Source organism: Piscinibacterium candidicorallinum (assembly GCF_047549485.1).
GTDB lineage: Bacteria > Pseudomonadota > Gammaproteobacteria > Burkholderiales > Burkholderiaceae_C > Piscinibacterium > Piscinibacterium candidicorallinum.
Map to the genome: position 1 here is coordinate 2,398,248 of NZ_CP180191.1, position 17,111 is coordinate 2,415,358.

A 17,111-nucleotide genomic window follows, 5' to 3' on the forward strand; every position below is an offset into this window, starting at 1 on the left:
CGCAGACCATGCGTCAACGTGCTGCGCCGCGGTGAGCCGGTGATACACTCGAAATTGGTTGCTAAAAAAGTAGCCTCATAGCTATAGACCTCCGGCAAAAGGAACCTCACCCGTTGAGAGGAGAAACATGAAGAAAGTTACCAAGGCATCCCTGGTGCTTGCTTCTACGTTGGCAGTGGCGGCCACCGTGGCCCATGCACAGTCGACGTCACAGAAGAACATCCAAGGCGATCCGAAGCGCAGCGGCTACGTGCTTGACCAGCGCGGCACCGTTGTACGTGACCCGTTCGGCCTGTGCTGGCGCAGCGGCTACTTCACCCCCGCGATGGCTTTGGCCGAGTGCGATCCGGATCTGGTACCCCGCAAGGCTCCCCCGCCGCCGCCTCCGCCCCCGCCTCCGCCGCCTCCCCCGGCAGCAGTCGCTCCGGCACCGGTGGCACCGCCTCCTCCGCCGCCTCCGCCCGCCGCGCCCGTTTCCGAGAAGGTCACGTTCGCAGCTGACGCTTTCTTCGACTTCGACAAGGCAACGCTGAAGCCCGAGGGCATGGCGAAACTCGACGACCTCGCCTCGAAGACCAAGGACATCGCCCTTGAAGTGATCATCGCCGTCGGTCACACCGACAGCGTGGGCAAGGCCGATTACAACCAGCGTCTGTCGGTGCGTCGCGCTGAAGCCGTCAAGGCTCACCTCGTGAGCAAGGGCGTCGATGCGAGCCGCGTCTACACCGAAGGCAAGGGCGCTACGCAGCCTGTCGCTGACAACAAGACCAAGGATGGCCGCGCGAAGAACCGCCGCGTGGAAATCGAGGTCGTCGGTACGCGCCCCGTGCGTCGTTGATCGATCTCTCGATCTATGGAAACCCCGCTTCGGCGGGGTTTTTCTTTTGGAGCTCGCGCGCGCAAGTGCCGCAGAGGCCCTGCGCTACGCTATTGAGCATGACAACAACGCAGCACACGAGCAACGTCGATCCCGGCGAACTTGCAAAGTTCTCAGCACTTGCGCATCGATGGTGGGATCCAGGCAGCGAGTTTCGGCCGCTGCACGTCATCAACCCGGTACGGCTGAACTGGATCGACTCGGTTGTGCCAGTGAGGGGCAAGCGAGTCGTTGACATAGGCTGCGGCGGTGGCATCCTCGCCGAGAGCATGGCGCAACGCGGTGCCGAGGTCCTTGGCATCGACATGGCCGACAAGCCTCTGGGCGTTGCGAAGCTCCACAGTCTTGAGTCGGGCGTCCAGGTCGAGTACCGCCTGATCAGCGCAGAAGCGCTCGCAGACGAGCAGCCAGACGCATTCGATGTCGTGACCTGCATGGAAATGCTTGAGCACGTTCCTGATCCTGCCAGCGTGGTTGCTGCTGCGGCGCGGCTTGCAAAGCCTGGAGGCGATGTGTTCTTTTCGACCATCAACCGCAACCTCAAGGCCTATCTGCTTGCGATTGTTGGTGCTGAGTATGTGCTGCGCCTGCTGCCCCGCGGAACGCACGACTACGCCAAGCTCATCACGCCGAGCGAGCTGGCCCGCGCAATGCGCGATGCCAAGCTCGAAATGGTCGAGCTCCGAGGCATGAGTTACAACCCGCTTACGCACACCGCCACGCTCAACAAGGACACGGACGTCAATTACCTCGTCCATGCACGCAAGCGGGCGGGCGGATGATTCGCGCCGCACTCTTCGACTTCGACGGAACCATCGCGGACACAGCACCTGATTTGGCCGGCACCGCCAACGACATGCGCGTCGCGCGAGGGATGGACCCGCTGCCGATGGAGGCGTTGCGTCCCATGGTGTCGGCCGGCGCGCGCGGCATGATCGGAGTCGCGTTTGGCGTGGACAAGGATGCGCAGGGGTTCGAGACGCTGAAGACGGAATTTCTCGATCGGTACGAGCAGCGCATGACCCAGGCCTCGGTGCTGTTTTCTGGGGTTGCCGAATTGCTGGTCGAACTTGAACAGCGAAGCGTCCCCTGGGGCGTGGTGACTAACAAAGCGCAACGCTTCGCCGAGCCACTCGTGCCCGCCATGGGCTTGCGCCCGCGTGTGCTGATTTGTGGTGACACCACTGCGTACGCCAAGCCTCATCCGGAGCCGTTGCTGGAAGCCGCGCGTCGGCTGGGGGTTCCTTCAAGTGCCTGCGCCTATGTAGGCGATGATCTACGTGATGTGCAAGCCGCACGTGCGGCCGGCATGCGCAGCGTCATCGCGACCTACGGCTATCTGGGAGACGCCGGATCACCAGAGACGTGGGGGGCGGATGCGATGGCGCAATCGGTGCCGGACATTCTCGGAATCCTTGATGGCTGGATGACCCGCTGAACGCTACCTTCCGATGCAAAGCTGCCGAAAGGGCAGAACTGAGGCAGGCGGCCTCGCCCAGAGTAAGGCGAGAGTAAGACCGCCCTCCTACCTTTGCGATAACCGGAACGAGGAGCACAGCATGTCAGGGATTCAGTCCGTACTTCAGGAAACACGCGTCTTCAACCCCAGTGCCGAGGTGCAGCAGGCCGCTGCGATCTCCGGCATGGCGTCGTATAAGGCGCTCTGCGCCCAAGCGGATGCGGACTACTCAGGATTCTGGGGCAACCTCGCGCGCGAGAAGTTGCTATGGCACAAGCCCTTTACCGAAGTGCTGGATGAGTCCAACGCGCCGTTCTACCGCTGGTTTGCCGACGGGCAGTTGAATGCGTCGTACAACTGCCTCGATGCCAATCTGATCAACGGCAACGGCGACAAGACAGCCATCGTGTTCGAAGCGGATGACGGGTCGGTCACCAACGTGAGCTTCCGGCAGCTGCACGAGCGTGTCTGCAAGCTGGCCAACGGCCTGAAGGCCCAGGGGATCAAGAAGGGGGACCGCGTCCTCATCTACATCCCGATGAGCGTCGAAGGCGTTGTCGCGATGCAGGCCTGTGCTCGCATCGGCGCAACCCACTCGGTCGTCTTTGGCGGCTTCTCGGCAAAGAGCGTCCAGGAGCGTGTGATCGATGCCGGGGCTGTGGCCATCATCACCGCCGACGAGCAGGTACGCGGTGGAAAGACTCTGCCGATCAAGGCGATCGTCGACGAAGCGATCTCGATGGGTGGCTGTGAAGCACTCAAGACCGTGATCGTCTACCGCCGCACCGGCAACCCAATCAACATGCAAGCCGGGCGCGACATCTGGCTGCACGAGGTGGAAGGCCCGCAGTCAGCTCAATGCGAACCCGAGTGGGTCGATGCCGAGCATCCGCTGTTCATCCTTTACACGTCAGGCTCGACAGGCAAGCCCAAGGGCGTCCAGCACTCCACCGGCGGCTACCTGCTTTGGGCGAAGACCACGATGCAGTGGACCTTTGACGCCAAGCCCAACGATCTCTTCTGGTGCACGGCGGACATCGGCTGGATCACGGGGCACACCTACGTGTGCTACGGACCGACAGCTGCGGGCATCACGCAGCTCGTGTTCGAAGGTGTGCCTACCTACCCGAATGCCGGTCGCTTCTGGCAGATGATCGAGAAGCACAAGGTCACCCTGTTCTACACGGCACCCACCGCGATCCGCTCGCTCATCAAGGCCAGCGAGACCGACCCGAACGTGCATCCGAACAAATCAGACCTGAGCAGCCTGCGCATCCTGGGTTCGGTGGGCGAACCGATCAATCCGGAAGCATGGATGTGGTACCACAAGCATGTGGGGGGCGAGCGGTGCCCGATCGTGGACACCTTCTGGCAAACCGAAACGGGTGGCCACATGATCACGCCACTGCCTGGGGCCACGCCACTCGTGCCGGGATCCTGCACATTGCCCCTGCCCGGCATCATGGCTGCGATTGTTGATGAAACCGGCAACGACTTGCCCAATGGTCAAGGTGGCGTGCTTGTCGTCAAGCGCCCATGGCCCTCGATGATCCGCACCATCTGGGGCGACCCGGAGCGCTTCAAGAAGAGCTACTACCCTGCCGAACTCGGCGGAAAGCTGTACCTCGCAGGTGATGGCGCCATCCGCGACAAGGACACCGGCTACTTCACCATCATGGGCCGCATCGATGATGTGCTCAACGTCTCCGGACACCGCATGGGCACCATGGAGATCGAGTCCGCACTGGTCGCAAAGAGTGATCTGGTTGCCGAGGCCGCGGTGGTAGGCCGCCCGGACGACCTTACCGGTGAGGCGATCGTCGCGTTTGTCGTGCTCAAGAGGCCGCGCCCCACGGGAGATGAAGCACGCGCACTCGCGAAGGAATTGCGCGATTGGGTCGCCAAGGAGATTGGACCGATCGCCAAGCCGAAGGACATTCGCTTCGGTGACAACCTGCCTAAGACCCGCTCTGGAAAGATCATGCGACGCCTGCTCCGTGCGATCGCAAAGGGCGAGGCCATCACTCAAGATGTTTCGACGCTCGAGAACCCCGCAATCCTCGAACAACTCGCTGAAAACAACTGAATCTTTCACGAGCCTTACAAACGCCCCGCTTGCGGGGCGTTTTTGTTTTCACGCGAGTCGCGAGCGCACGAATTGAGCAGGGTTTCCCTTATGTTCCCCTCGATGCCCCTGTGCAATATTGAGTTCGGAGTAGAGCAACAACAAGAACCAATCAGGGGGTCGCTCCGTTGAATGGCACGTCACGCCTTCGACATGCAGGCTGCCCTCTGCAAGCGGAGTATTGGGTGATCCTGTTTCTATCGATCGTGAAAGCGCTCGCTGAGGTAGCTGGCCTTGCGTTGATTGGGCAAGCGGTCGTCGCGGCCTTCAATCCCATGAAGCGCCACGAAAACCCGATCTACAAGCTCTTTGCACTGCTCGCATCGCCCGTCAATCGCGTGGTTCGAATCATTACGCCCAAGCTGATCGTCGACGAGCACGTCCCGTTCGTGTCCTTCTTCTTTCTGCTGCTGATCTGGCTGTGTGCCACAGCTGGGCGGATCTACTTCCTCAAGTACGTGCCTGTGGCCGGAGCCTGAAGCATGAGAATCGGTGCGCTGATTGGTGGATGGTGGCTGCGTGAACTTGCAAGCTGGCAAGTGTTCCTGAAGCGCCATGCGCTGGCCGAGGCAACTTATCGGCGCGCACTTGCACTCAACGAGAATGACGATGTCGCTCGAGGCTTCATCGCCAATCTGCTTGCGCTGCGCGGGGCCAACGAGGAAGCGCTGCGTGAACTTCAATTGCTCGCGAGCGTGCGGCCGAAGCAGGCCTCGATCCCTTTCAACATGGGATTCATCCAGGAGAGCCTGGGCCAGTTCAGCGAAGCTGAATCCAGCTTCCGCAAGGCGCTCGAACTGGACCCCAAACTTGATCGTGCGTGGTACGGCCTGGGTCTCGTTCTGATCAGTCAGGGGCGCCCGACAGAGGCGCTCGGTGCGCTCAAGCGCAATACCGAGCTGCAGCCCATGAGCCCCTATGGCTGGTACCAGCTCGCGATGACGCATCACCATCTGGGCGACGCCGCCGAAGCGCGCCGCATAAAGAAGCATCTCGAGGGATTCGAACCCAAGGTCGCCGCGCAACTCACGCGCGATCTGGAGCAGGTCCCGCCGCAATTCGAGTCCCTGCGGGCTCAACAAGGGTAGTGCTCTGCTGACTTTGTCGGGGATGGGACGAGGCTTGCCCTCGGTGTCGTCACTCAGGGGATGTCAGCAGCGCAGTACAAGCAAGCGCAACACAAGGAGGTAGACACATGCAGCTCACAGAAAAGCACCGAGCGTATTGGCGAAAGAACCTTAATCTCACGGTCGTCCTGATCGCGATCTGGTTTGTCGCCACGTTCGTCATCTCGTTCTTCGCACGGGAACTCCAGAGCGTCAACATTCTGGGTTGGCCCTTCCCGTTCTATATGGCAGCTCAAGGCAGCCTGGTGATCTATCTGGTCATCATCTGGTACTACGCGCGCAAGATGAAGGCGCTCGATGAAGAGTTCGGCGTCGCCGAGCAGGAAGAATGAGGAGCGCCCCATGAGTACGACTTCAGTCAGCAGCAATCAGGCGTTCTTCAACCAGCTCAAGCGCATCTATGGCATGTACACCGGGGGCTTCGTGGCCTTCGTGGTCGTGCTGGCGATCCTTGAGTACATGGGCGTGCTCGGACCCAAGGCCATCGGCTATGTGTTCATGTTCGCCACCATCGGTCTGTACGCCGGCATCGGCGTGATGTCCCGCACGGGCGACGTGGCCGAGTACTACGTGGCTGGACGCCGCGTTCCTGCGGTGTTCAACGGCATGGCCACCGGTTCGGACTGGATGAGCGCAGCCTCGTTCATCGGCATGGCCGGCACCCTGTACCTGCAGGGCTATGGCGGTCTGGCCTTCATCATGGGCTGGACTGGCGGCTACTGCCTTGTGGCCTTCCTGCTTGCACCGTATCTGCGCAAGTTCGGTCAGTTCACGATCCCCGACTTCCTCGGCGCACGTTACGGCGGCAACTTTGCCCGCAGTATCGGCATCTTCGCCGCGATCCTGGTGTCCTTCGTGTACGTGGTTGCCCAGATCTACGGCGTGGGCCTGATCACCGCCCGCTTCACCGGCGTGGACTTCGTCTACGGCGTGTTCATCGGCCTGGCCGGCATTCTGGTCTGCTCCTTCCTGGGCGGCATGCGTGCTGTGACCTGGACCCAGGTGGCGCAGTACATCATCCTGATCGTGGCGTACATGATTCCTGTGGTCATGATCGGCATCAAGCATGGCGCCCCTGTGCCGCAGCTGATGTACGGCCAGGTGCTGGAAAAGGTGACGGCCAAGGAAGAAGTGCTGATCAAGGATGCCAAGGAGCTTGAGGTTCGCGAGATCCACAAGAAGCGCGCGGCCGACCTGAAGGCACGGATCGACGGCCTGCCCGGCACCTGGGAGCAGGGTCGCGTGGATGTCCAGAAGAAGCTGGACGATCTGCGTGCGGCCAACGCACCGATCGCTGACATCAAGGCCGCCGAGAAGGCAGTCGCGGACTATCCGAAGTCTGCGGACGCCGCTCGACGTCTCTGGACCACGCAGATGAACGGCGCCAACACCGCATCTCGTCCGCTGAATGGCATGCCGCGTCATGCGGAAGCGTTCCCCGGTGCAACAGAGAAGGCACAGGACGTCGCCCGGAAGAACTTCCTGGCGCTCGTGTTCTGCCTGATGGTGGGTACCGCTGCGTTGCCGCACATCCTGATGCGCTTCTACACGACACCGTCGGTGCAGGAAGCCCGTCGCTCGGTGTTCTGGAGCCTGTTCTGCATCTTCCTGCTGTACTTCTCGGCGCCGGCGCTTGCGGTGCTCGTGAAATACGACGTCTTCACCTTGCTGGTCGGAACACCCTATGCGGAGCTACCAGCCTGGGCGGCGGCGTGGCAGAAGGTCGACGGGGGCGCGCTGCTCACACTGCGTGACTGGAACGCAGACGGCATCGTGCAGCTGGCTGAAATGCGCATTGACCCCGACGTGGTGGTTCTGGCTACGCCCGAGATTGCCGGCCTGCCCTACGTGATCTCCGGCCTGGTGGCTGCTGGTGGTTTGGCTGCTGCACTGTCCACGGCCGACGGCCTGCTGCTGACGATGGCCAACGCGCTGTCGCATGACCTGTACTACAAGATGATCGACCCGAACGCGTCCACCTCCAAGCGGATCGCGATCTCCAAGACCCTGCTGCTGATCGTCGCACTGATTGCCGCGTACGTTACGGCACAGAAGCCGGGCGACATCCTGTTCCTGGTCGGCGCCGCGTTCTCGCTGGCCGCCAGCGCATTCTTCCCGGCCCTCGTCCTCGGGGTGTTCTGGAAGCGTGCCAACAAGTGGGGTGCGATCAGCGGCATGATCGCTGGCCTGGCCGTGACCATGTACTACATGATCACGCGCTATCCGTTCTTCCAGAACCTGTTCGGCTTCAAGCCGGCCGACTACCCGGTCTGGTGGGACATCGCCCCGATCGGTTCGGGCATCTTCGGCATCTCGGTGGGTCTGATCACGATGATCGTCGTGACCCTGCTCACCCCGGCGCCGAGCAAGGAAACCCAGGAGTTTGTCGAGAGCGTTCGCTACCCGAACCTCAAGACTGCCTGAGTGACCGGACCGGGTGCAGGTTGATCCTGCGCCCGGCCTGAAAGGCCAAGGGCCAGCTCGATGAGCTGGCCCTTTTTCATGGCTGCGTGGTCTTGGCGCTCCGTGTCAGAGGCGCACTTCGTGCTGGGATATACTGCGCGCCTCGCAGGAGAGGTGGATGAGCGGTTTAAGTCGCACGCCTGGAAAGCGTGTGTAGGTTAATAGCCTACCGCGGGTTCGAATCCCGCCCTCTCCGCCAGCCATCACGATTTCATGCGGGTTTCCAGGCGATTTAGCCTCGTACCCATCATCCAGCCCACCTTCCGGTGAGCACCTTGCCGGGGCCACGAACAGCGGTCAGATCCAAAGGGGAATACACCCCTCGCTGATAATCTGGCTGACGATCCATCGCGTGCGCCGCTCGATCATCGACGCGTTCCCAAGCTAGGTAGCCCGCCTTGTACCGGTCGTCCGGCAAGCTCGTCAAAGTCCGGCGTGACGAAGGCTGCGGCAATTCGATCAAGTTCGGCTCGACGTGCGGTAAGAAGACGCGTCAGGGCAACACCGTTCATCCCTGTACCGAACCGCGCTGGCGTGCCATCTGCGCACCTCGGCACTTTTGCTGATATTGGATGCGACCGATCAGCCCGTCCCGCGGTGACGAAGGGCACTTGCACAACATATCCGTCATCGGAGGCGATTAGATCAAAGCGATCAACATATCTTGCTCGGAGTTGGTCGCGCGTTGAGCGAACGAAGCCTGGATCTTTGAATGCAAGGCTTTTGATGTCTGGCAACCAGACGGCAGTGCAATCTGTCTTGATTGAGCAGTTCCCCGAGAAGGTCAGCCGGCACAACGGGCTGGTTCCCGCGAACCACGCTTGAACACAGGCATCAATGATGCCGATGACCCCATCCGCTTCAAGTTGGTGCATCAGCGGCATCAGTTCTTTAAGGCGAGCCAGCAGCAGTAGCTTGGCTTGCAACGGGGACTGGAATGGCGTGGACGTCTCCTTCAGGACACGATGCACGGCACGCGGCAACGCAAACACCGGGTCCAACTTAGCGCGGTTCATCTCGCTGTTTGCAAGCGCGAAATTTGCGATGTGTCGTGGTAACGCAGGTAGCTTCATCTGGATCGTGTACGGGGAGCAGCCTTCTGGGATAAGGATCACAATCGGTGTGCAAAGCATCGCACGGCCAGGCGCCTAATCCTCTTCCTCGTCGTAGTACCCCGACTCGCAGAACTCGAACGCACGCATCTTGTCGCGGTCAGGATCATCGTGGTCGGTATCCAGCAAGTCGGTCATGACGTCGAACCACGGCCGCGACCGATCCGGCGCCAGCACCGCCATGAGCGAGTAAAAGACATAGCTCCGGTCGCCCAGCGCCCGGACCAGATCGTCGCCAATGGAGGAGCTGCGACCGACCAATTCGGCCTTCATCATGCGCTGCAGGTTGTCCTCGGGAGACTCGCCGTCATCCCAGTCAAAGTCGCCGGCACGACCCATGTCGAATGCAAGCAGTTCCCGGCTCACCATAGATGAACGCGTGGGCGTCAAGTAGTCGAAATCCAAGTAATCGGCATCAGCAAGCGCCTCGAAAGCGTGTAGCCAGCGCGCCAAAGCGAACAGGCGCAGGGCTGCCCTATGGGCGCCTTCAATCTCTGGCGTCTCGTCGTCAAACGCCTCCGGAGGCGCCTCGCCGAGAAGCGCAATCAACGCTTGCCCACAGTGCCGGAATCGAGTCGGAAAGCAGTCCAAGAACTCGCTTGTCGACTCGGACCCTTCGCCCGTTGCCCGAACACCCGCAAACCAGCATTCGCGAAGATCAACAGGCAGCTGTCCCAACGGCTTCGGTAGCTCCGCGATGGGCAAAACAGCCCGGTCTTGGCTCGCAGCCTGCTCCGCCGCTCGCGCGGCCTCGTCCGCAAGCCCCTCTGGATCGGCGTCGATGCTCAGACCCTCCGCCAGCGCGAACTGCGGCACGCCAACCACGGTGAGGGCTACCTTGACCTCGGCGCCAAACAACGCTCTGACGGCGTCTGCCACAACCTCGAACGGCTCGGTCGATTCGACCACTGCCGAGATCTGGTCCTTATGGCCTGCAAGCCGGCGCTGCAGCAGCCCATTGGCAATGCCAAGGATGCGCTCTTTGCCCACCCAGCCCGACGGCCCGTACCGGCCAAGCCGGTAGACGAGCACCAGTTGAAGGTTCTGCTCCATGTGGCGCCCTCACCCCACCGAACTCAGCTCACCCACTCTGCAGACAACGACTCGGCCTGCTTCAGCACCGTTTCGGTCGCTGCCTCCTGGCCCGCGGGTGGGTACTTGTAGCGCTTGAGCAAGTGCTTGATCATCACCCTGATCTTGGCGCGCACTGTCTCGCGCACTGCCCAGTCCACGCTCACGGACTTGCGCAGGGTCTCGGTCAGCTCGACTGCGATCTTGCGCAGGTTCACGTCACCAAGCACGCGCACGGCCTCCTCGTTGTTCGCCAAGGCGTCATAGAAGGCAAGCTCATCTCGATTCAGGCCAAGCTCCTCACCACGCCTGGCTGCGGCCTGGAACTTCTTGGCCATTTCGATCAGTTCTTCGATGACCTGCGCAGTCTCGATCGCTCGGTTCCGGTAGCGCGTCAGGCTCTGCTGCAGTAGCTCCGAGAACTTCGCCTGCTGCACCACATTCGTCTTGAACTTGGACTTGATCTCGTCCTTCAACAGGCGCTCCAGCAGCTCGACCGCCAGGTTGCGCTCCTTCATGTGCCGCACATCTTCCAGGAACTCGTCGGACAGAATGCCGATGTCCGGCCGGTTCAGTCCGGCCGCCTTGAAAATGTCGATCACCTCGGCGCTGACCACGGCGCGGCTGATGATCTGGCGCAGTACCTGCTCCTTCTGCTCGTCGCTGAGCTTCTTGTCCGACCGGCCGTACTTGGTCAACGCGGCTTTCACCGCCTGCATGAATGCGAGCTCGTCGCGAAACTCCAGCGCAGCGTCCAAGGTGCAGCACAACGCGAAAGCCTTGCTGGCAGCCAGAACCAGATCCGCAAAGCGCTGCTTGCCCTCCTCCTGCCCCAGGATGTGGTCGGCCACGGCCGGCAACAGCTGCCAGGCGCGCGTCCGAAATGCCGAGTAGTCGCAGCCGTGCAGCATGCCACGCAGCACATCCATCTTCTCGATCAGTACCGCCAGGGCATCCTCTGCGGCGATGGTTGGCTTGCCGCGGCCCTTGGCCTGGGTGTAGTCGCGCAGCGCCGCCTTTAGCTCGTTGGCGATGCCGATGTAGTCCACGACCAGCCCACCGGGCTTGTTCTCGAACACCCGGTTCACGCGGGCGATCGCCTGCATAAGGTTGTGGCCCTTCATGGGTTTGTCCACGTACATGGTGTGCATGCACGGCGCATCAAAGCCTGTCAGCCACATATCGCGCACGATCACGATCTTGAACGGGTCTTCCGGCTTCTTGTAGCGCGCCTCAAGACGCTTCTTCGTGTCCTTGCTGTACAGGTGTGGGCGCAGCAGAGCCTTGTCGGAGGCTGATCCGGTCATGATGACCTTGATTACCCCCTTCTCCGGATCGGGGTCATGCCACTCAGGTCGGATCGCCACGATGGCGTCGTACAGCTGCACGCAGATCTCGCGGCTCATGGCCACGATCATCGCTTTTCCGTCCATGGCCGCCTGGCGCGTCTCGAAGTGCTGCACGATGTCGGCCGCCACGCGGGCAATCCGCGGTGGCGCGCCCACCAGCCGCTCCAGCGCCGCCCACCGGCGCTTCTGCGCTGCCTTGGCCGAGTCATCTTCCTCGTCCTCGGTCAGCTCCTCCACTTCGTCATCGAGCGTGGGCGTTTCTTCGTCCTTGAGCTCCAGCTTGGCCAAACGGCTCTCGTAATAGATCGGCACCGTCGCGCCATCGTGCACAGCCTGCTGCACGTCGTAGATGTGCACATAGTCCCCGAACACTGCGCGGGTATCGCGGTCATCCAGAGAGACCGGCGTGCCGGTGAAGGCCACGAAGGTCGCGTTCGGCAGTGCGTCACGAAGGTGCTGGGCGTAGCCGTACTTGATGCTCGTGCCCGCGGCAGCCGCGTAGGCCGCTGCGCCGCTCCCGGAAGGCCCCGTCTGCAGCTCCGTGGGTGCTGGACCCGAGCCCTGGTCAAATCGCACCACGGCCTTCTTGGGTGCCGGCGCCTCCTGCAGCTTGGCTCCAAAGCCGTACTGGCTGCGGTGCGCCTCATCACAGATCACCACGATGTTCGACCGGTCCGAAAGCATCGGAAAGCTGTCTTCATCCGTGCCCGGCGCAAACTTCTGAATCGTGGTGAAGATCACCCCGCCCGACGGCCGGTCGCCCAACAACTGGCGCAAGCGCGGGCGGGTGTCGGCCTGCACCGGTGTTTCGCGCAGCAATTCAGCTGCCCCAGAAAACGTGCCGAACAACTGGTTGTCCAGGTCGTTGCGGTCAGTCACCACCAGCAGCGTCGGGTTTTGCATGCCGGGGTGCTGCATGAGCTTGCCCGCCAGGCATGTCATTTCAATGCTCTTGCCTGCACCCTGCGTGTGCCACACCACCCCGCCCTTCTGGCTGCCACCCGGTTGCGACGCCTTCAGCACGCTCTCCACCACAGCACGCACCGCATGGAACTGGTGGTACCCGGCGATCTTCTTGACCGGCTCACCGTCCCCCTCAAACAGGATGAAGTAACGCAGATAGTCGAGCAGCAGGCTGGGCGCAAACAGCCCATGCACCATCGTTTCCAGCTCGCGCATCGGGCCGAGCGGGTCCGTCTCCACCCCATCAATCGTGCGCCAGGCCATGAATCGCTCGCGGTCGGCCGTCAGCGAGCCCATGCGCGCTTCCAGCCCATCGGAAATCACCAGAATCGCATTCGCAAGGAACAGATCCTCAATCTCCTGCTTGTACGTCTGCAGTTGATTGAATGCCGCCCAGATGTCCGCGGCCTCGTCGGCCGGATTCTTCAGCTCCAGCACGACGATGGGCAGGCCATTCAAGAAGAGCACCACGTCCGGTCGGCGGGTGAACTTCGGCCCCTGCACACTGAACTGGTTGACCGCCAGCCAGTCATTGCCCGTCGGGTTCGTCCAGTCAACCAGCCTCACGCGGTCGCCGCGCGGCTCGCCGTTCTTTTGATACTCGACAGGCACGCCTTCGATCAGCCAACGGTTGATCTGCCGGTTGGCGAGCACATGCCCGGGAATGTTCGGGCGCAACACTTGGCGCAGCGCATCCTCGCGCGCCGCGGCCGGGATGCCTGGGTTCAACCGAGCGACCGCGCTGCGCAGGCGATGAACCAACACCACATCACGGTAGGTGTCGCGCTCGCTGCCCGGGGTGGAAGCGTCCGGCGGTGAGATGTCCGGGCCATGGGCGATGCTCCACCCCAGGGAGCCGAGCCAGGCTAGGCAGGCCTGCTCAAGGTCGTCTTCAGAAATCGCCGAGCTGCTCATGTCGCGGATCGTTGCCCCGGGCCGGCTTGCCCGGCTGATCATCGGAGGCTAAAAGCACTGTTGCATCATTGGCAAGTACCCGCGGGGCCGCTCCCCAACACTCTGACCCAGACACACTTCACCAGACGCATGACCAACGAGGAAGCACTGACCATTGCCCTGTTCGCCTTTCATGGCGAGGAGCCGCCGGAACGCCTGACGTCCGCACAAATCATTGAAGCGACGAGCTCGCCAGATGCGCGGCGGCAACTTGCACGTCTGCAGATCCGGGCGGAGGTACTCGACTCATTCGCGGATGAGCATTTGGCTGCCGCGCGTGTTGGCCAGGCGCTGAGCCGGCATGTCAATGCGCACCCGCCGAGCCAGAGAACGATTGACCGACCCGCCGCAGGTCAGTGGCGCCTTGGTCCCAAGGCCGGTGCGCAGCTTGCAGGGCTCTTCCCTGATCTGCGGCATACCAACAACACCACAATGCGCGGTCTGGTTGGCGAGTTCGCAGTCATGTCCGAACTCTTCGCCCGTGAGTGGAACGTCTCAAAGCCTGTTGTCGATGATGGGGTCGACCTGATCGCAACGCGCCGCGGGCAAGTTCGCACTTTCCAGGTCAAGACGGCAACCCGATCTGGCCTTCAAGCACAGTCATTCAGTTTCTCAATCCGAGGCGCCGCTCATGACCTCTACACAGGAATCGCGCACTACTACGTGTTCGTACTCCGAGAGCTCGTCGGCGCTGGCTGGCGCAACTCGTTCCTGGTCCTGCCATCGAACGAGATCGGTCCCCTGCTGAACCGGTTCGGCAGGACATCCAGCAGCAACAGTGAACAAGTGAGCATGAGTATCAGCCGCGATGCCAAGGGCCGTTACCTGATCGAAGGCAATGGCGGCAGCAGCGACGTCACCCACAAGCTGAATCGCTTCGGTCCTGACCTCGACCTATAGCACTTACCCCACAGTCTCGACCGGTGGCGGCCATGATTCTCGTGTGGTCACCGTCGGCCAAGGAACCCGCACCGGCGCGGGCCTGTCTCCGGAGTCTTGGCAAGAAGATGCTCGGGCCTCAGCATCGGTGCTTTCGGCGGCCCGCCCTCTACAGCGATAGATCGGAGCGCGAACCCCCAGAGTCTCCAGCTGAGCCGCCTATTAATCACGCGGAACTAACGCTTTGGGTAACGCTGAACTAACGGTTTTGGTAACGCTGACGTGACGCTCTCGTTACGCTGCGTGCGTCACCGCTGCAGGTCGCTGATCAACGCGAGTACTTACCGTGCCGCCGGCTCTCTGGCTCGTCGGCTACCGAGTCAGGCGATATCAGCTTCCCATCGCCGACTCGCGGCCCGCCACGTCGCCGTCGCATCTGTGCCGTCCCGGGCCACCACTGTCGGCGGCCAGAGCAGGTCGTACAGCGTTGCTACGGCGTCGCTCAGCTCCATGGCACCCAGGCCGCTCCGCCCCATGAAAGCCCGCCACTGCTTGATCTTGTCCTCGTTCTTGGCAAACGCACTGGTGATGGCCAGAGGCGGAGCGTCAGGTAGCGCGGTCTTCCGGCGCTCGAAGGTCGCGCGGATCGCCTTCGCCAGCAGCGCACCATCCAGGTCATCGTGCGCTGCGATGTAGGCTAGGTCGAAGAAGTCCTTCATCCGGCTGTTGGCCAGGCCGAGCGTGGTCATGGCCTGGTACTTCTCGGCGATGACGGAGTACACCGGGTACACGCGCACGCGCGGCGCTGCGATGTCGTCGAGCAGCGCCGGGTAGTCGGCCCATTCAGGGGTCGGCGTCACGGTGTCGCCAAACGCCACGTCCACCTGCAACGGCGTCCGGGTCTGACCGATCGCGGCCATCAGCGATACCCGTACGCCGCCGTAGGCGTTGGCCTCGCGGATAGGTGCAGCAGTCACCGTGTTGGGGTCAAAGATCACCGCGTCGTCCAGCTGCGTGGCGGCGATCTCACGAAAGCGCTGAACAAGGAGTTCCGTGTCGTCCGGCCCTGAACCCAGCAGATCCATGTCTCTCGTGGGGCGGTGCGGCTCGTCGTACCAGAGGTTGAAGAGCAACGCACCTTTGAGCAAGAACGTGTCTTGATAACCGGCGGCGACCAGGCGCGCCAGCAGGCGCTCCATGGCGAAGCGCGTCAGGACAAGCTGAAAGTCTTCACCCTTAGCATCAGCCCGGTTCTTCAGGCGCGCCAGTACAGACGCCGCCCGGTTGGCGGTCATGCCGTCAGCGCCTCAAGGTAGGGCTGCATCACCCGTTCCACCCGGTTGATCCGCGCGTGATGCGCCAGATCATCCATGCTGAAGCGGCGCGCAGCCCATGCCTCGCGCAGCGCTTCCAGCGCCACATCGAGCCCCACCTTGTTGCGGAACTTGAAGCAATCCGCCAGCGTCTTGGCCACGCCATACACCCGGATGCCGGCGCCGGCATCGTCGTGCGTTTCAACGCCGGCAGCGAATGCCTCACCGCTCACCCATACCGGCCGGGCGCGGCCGGCCAGTGAGCGCGGCAGCTGCACACCCTTGGGCAGCGCCAGCCAGACCTGGTGGGGCTGCTGTGTGCCAATACCGTGGAACTGCAGCGCAGACAGCAGGCACACCACCGCCCGCGGCGCCATCTGCGCTGCCTCGGCCAGGCTCTGGTGCTCGGTCAGCGGCGCATCAGGCAGCGAGTACACGCCGGGGCCAACACGCGTCAGCACGCCCTGGCGTGCGAGATGCACTGCCATCTGCGGCGACATTCCGCGCGCGCGCAAGTCATTCAGCCGCAGGAAGCGCTGCGCGCTCGCGGCTTGGACAATGGATGCGCTGACTTTTTGTCCCATGAACTTTATTTTATTTATCACATTACTTTTTATCAAGTAATGCGATTCATAAAAATTGGTTCTATGCTGATCAATGTGTACTGGGCCAATACGGCCGCTGTAAGCGGCCTCGAACGCGCCGAGCTAGACAGCTGCTGTGAGACTGCGCCGTGCTCCTGCCGCACATGTCGCTTAACTGCCGAGGTCTCCGGAATCAAGCGTCCCGTCGCAGCGCAACAAACACTTTCGCGCGCGCCCCCTGTGCATTCCAACGCCAGGCTCTGTGCTCATGAAAAAGAATGAACTGCTCGAACCACCAGCCCAAGTGCTCCGTTTCTGAAGTTGCCTTATGCATTAACCCAGCAAGAGCGGAAAAACGCTCGTTGGCCGCACATCGCCTGCGCACTGCATCGCCAGAAACTCGGTAGATCTCCACTGCGCGGCCTGACTTCAAGAACGAAATCAAGTTATCGCCGTCACGGCCACGTCGCATTTCGGCATGGTGGAAGTTCCTGCCACCCAAGCCATCGCCACGAAACATTCGATCCTGGGTCTGTGCGCCGATGTACAGCTTTTCTGCATCACTCAGCTCTGCCAGCAACACGCCCGCTGGGATAGCAACGTAAGCCCATGAATCGCCCGGCGCGCACTTTGGCTGATGGAGAGTGTGCTCAATGACGGGCTCCGAATGGAAACCCCTTGCAGCGTAGTTGTACGTGGCGTGCGGATGGACGCGATGCAGTGTGATGTAGCGCTCAAAGAGATCGGCAAACGCGTGAATCATGGGACTACGAAGTGAATGATTGAGAGAACAGAATCAGTCGAGCGCTTGCATGGGATTGGGCACCGCAGCGCA

General features: G+C 61.9%; 15 protein-coding genes and 1 tRNA gene. 10 read left to right on the forward strand and 6 right to left on the reverse strand.

Annotation, left to right across the window (positions count from 1 at the left end; all coding sequences use genetic code 11):
* Nucleotides 1-127: 127 nt before the first annotated feature.
* The 9 genes from ompA (at nucleotide 128) to ACMDW7_RS10905 (ending at nucleotide 8,250) form a co-directional block, all read left to right on the forward strand.
* Nucleotides 128-838 (forward strand): outer membrane protein OmpA, encoded by a 711-nt coding sequence (ompA, locus tag ACMDW7_RS10865; RefSeq protein WP_377300728.1) that lies wholly within the window; start codon nucleotides 128-130, stop codon nucleotides 836-838.
* A 98-nt stretch (nucleotides 839-936) separates the two neighbouring features.
* On the forward strand, nucleotides 937-1,659 hold the full coding sequence (gene ubiG / locus ACMDW7_RS10870) for a bifunctional 2-polyprenyl-6-hydroxyphenol methylase/3-demethylubiquinol 3-O-methyltransferase UbiG (protein WP_377300727.1): 723 nt from the start codon (nucleotides 937-939) through the stop codon (nucleotides 1,657-1,659).
* A complete protein-coding gene (locus ACMDW7_RS10875) occupies nucleotides 1,656-2,315 on the forward strand; it encodes an HAD family hydrolase (RefSeq protein WP_377300726.1) in 660 nt (219 codons plus the stop codon). Before ubiG ends, ACMDW7_RS10875 begins: the two co-directional genes overlap by 4 nt.
* 121 nt (nucleotides 2,316-2,436) lie before the next feature.
* On the forward strand, nucleotides 2,437-4,422 hold the full coding sequence (gene acs, locus ACMDW7_RS10880) for an acetate--CoA ligase (RefSeq protein WP_377300725.1): 1,986 nt from the start codon (nucleotides 2,437-2,439) through the stop codon (nucleotides 4,420-4,422).
* A gap of 314 nt (nucleotides 4,423-4,736) precedes the next feature.
* Complete coding sequence (locus ACMDW7_RS10885; RefSeq protein WP_156303549.1) at nucleotides 4,737-4,940, forward strand: hypothetical protein; 204 nt, start codon at nucleotides 4,737-4,739, stop codon at nucleotides 4,938-4,940.
* A 3-nt stretch (nucleotides 4,941-4,943) separates the two neighbouring features.
* Complete coding sequence (locus ACMDW7_RS10890) at nucleotides 4,944-5,549, forward strand: tetratricopeptide repeat protein (RefSeq protein WP_377300724.1); 606 nt, start codon at nucleotides 4,944-4,946, stop codon at nucleotides 5,547-5,549.
* Between the two features lie 107 nt (nucleotides 5,550-5,656).
* Nucleotides 5,657-5,920, forward strand: a complete 264-nt coding sequence (locus ACMDW7_RS10895) for a DUF4212 domain-containing protein (RefSeq protein WP_377300723.1) — start codon at nucleotides 5,657-5,659, stop codon at nucleotides 5,918-5,920.
* A gap of 10 nt (nucleotides 5,921-5,930) precedes the next feature.
* Entirely contained in the window at nucleotides 5,931-8,012 is a 2,082-nt protein-coding gene (locus ACMDW7_RS10900) for a sodium:solute symporter family protein (RefSeq protein WP_377300722.1), read from the forward strand.
* A gap of 147 nt (nucleotides 8,013-8,159) precedes the next feature.
* Nucleotides 8,160-8,250, forward strand: a tRNA-Ser gene (locus ACMDW7_RS10905).
* A gap of 166 nt (nucleotides 8,251-8,416) precedes the next feature.
* On the opposite strand, the gene ACMDW7_RS10910 is transcribed toward ACMDW7_RS10905, so the two are convergent.
* The 3 genes from ACMDW7_RS10910 to ACMDW7_RS10920 all read right to left on the reverse strand — a co-directional run bounded on the left by ACMDW7_RS10910 (nucleotide 8,417) and on the right by ACMDW7_RS10920 (nucleotide 13,461).
* Nucleotides 8,417-9,124 (reverse strand): hypothetical protein, encoded by a 708-nt coding sequence (locus tag ACMDW7_RS10910; protein WP_377300721.1) that lies wholly within the window; start codon nucleotides 9,122-9,124, stop codon nucleotides 8,417-8,419.
* 75 nt (nucleotides 9,125-9,199) lie between these two features.
* Nucleotides 9,200-10,216, reverse strand: a complete 1,017-nt coding sequence (locus tag ACMDW7_RS10915; RefSeq protein WP_377300720.1) for a hypothetical protein — start codon at nucleotides 10,214-10,216, stop codon at nucleotides 9,200-9,202.
* A 23-nt stretch (nucleotides 10,217-10,239) separates the two neighbouring features.
* Nucleotides 10,240-13,461 carry a type I restriction endonuclease subunit R gene (locus tag ACMDW7_RS10920; protein WP_377300719.1) on the reverse strand — a complete coding sequence of 1,074 codons (3,222 nt, stop codon included), beginning with the start codon at nucleotides 13,459-13,461 and terminating at the stop codon, nucleotides 10,240-10,242.
* 129 nt (nucleotides 13,462-13,590) lie between these two features.
* Here ACMDW7_RS10920 and ACMDW7_RS10925 point away from each other — a divergent pair, with 129 nt between their 5' ends.
* A complete protein-coding gene (locus tag ACMDW7_RS10925; protein ID WP_377300718.1) occupies nucleotides 13,591-14,400 on the forward strand; it encodes a hypothetical protein in 810 nt (269 codons plus the stop codon).
* 359 nt (nucleotides 14,401-14,759) lie between these two features.
* Here ACMDW7_RS10925 and ACMDW7_RS10930 read toward each other — a convergent pair whose 3' ends face one another.
* From ACMDW7_RS10930 to ACMDW7_RS10940, 3 genes are all read right to left on the reverse strand, one after another.
* Complete coding sequence (locus ACMDW7_RS10930) at nucleotides 14,760-15,674, reverse strand: nucleotidyl transferase AbiEii/AbiGii toxin family protein (protein WP_377300717.1); 915 nt, start codon at nucleotides 15,672-15,674, stop codon at nucleotides 14,760-14,762.
* Nucleotides 15,671-16,312 (reverse strand): type IV toxin-antitoxin system AbiEi family antitoxin domain-containing protein, encoded by a 642-nt coding sequence (locus ACMDW7_RS10935; RefSeq protein WP_414859545.1) that lies wholly within the window; start codon nucleotides 16,310-16,312, stop codon nucleotides 15,671-15,673. Before ACMDW7_RS10935 ends, ACMDW7_RS10930 begins: the two co-directional genes overlap by 4 nt.
* 157 nt (nucleotides 16,313-16,469) lie before the next feature.
* The gene (locus tag ACMDW7_RS10940; RefSeq protein ID WP_377300715.1) at nucleotides 16,470-17,039 is read right to left on the reverse strand and encodes a hypothetical protein; all 570 of its coding nucleotides are present in this window, start codon (nucleotides 17,037-17,039) and stop codon (nucleotides 16,470-16,472) included.
* Between the last annotated feature and the right edge of the window lie 72 nt (nucleotides 17,040-17,111).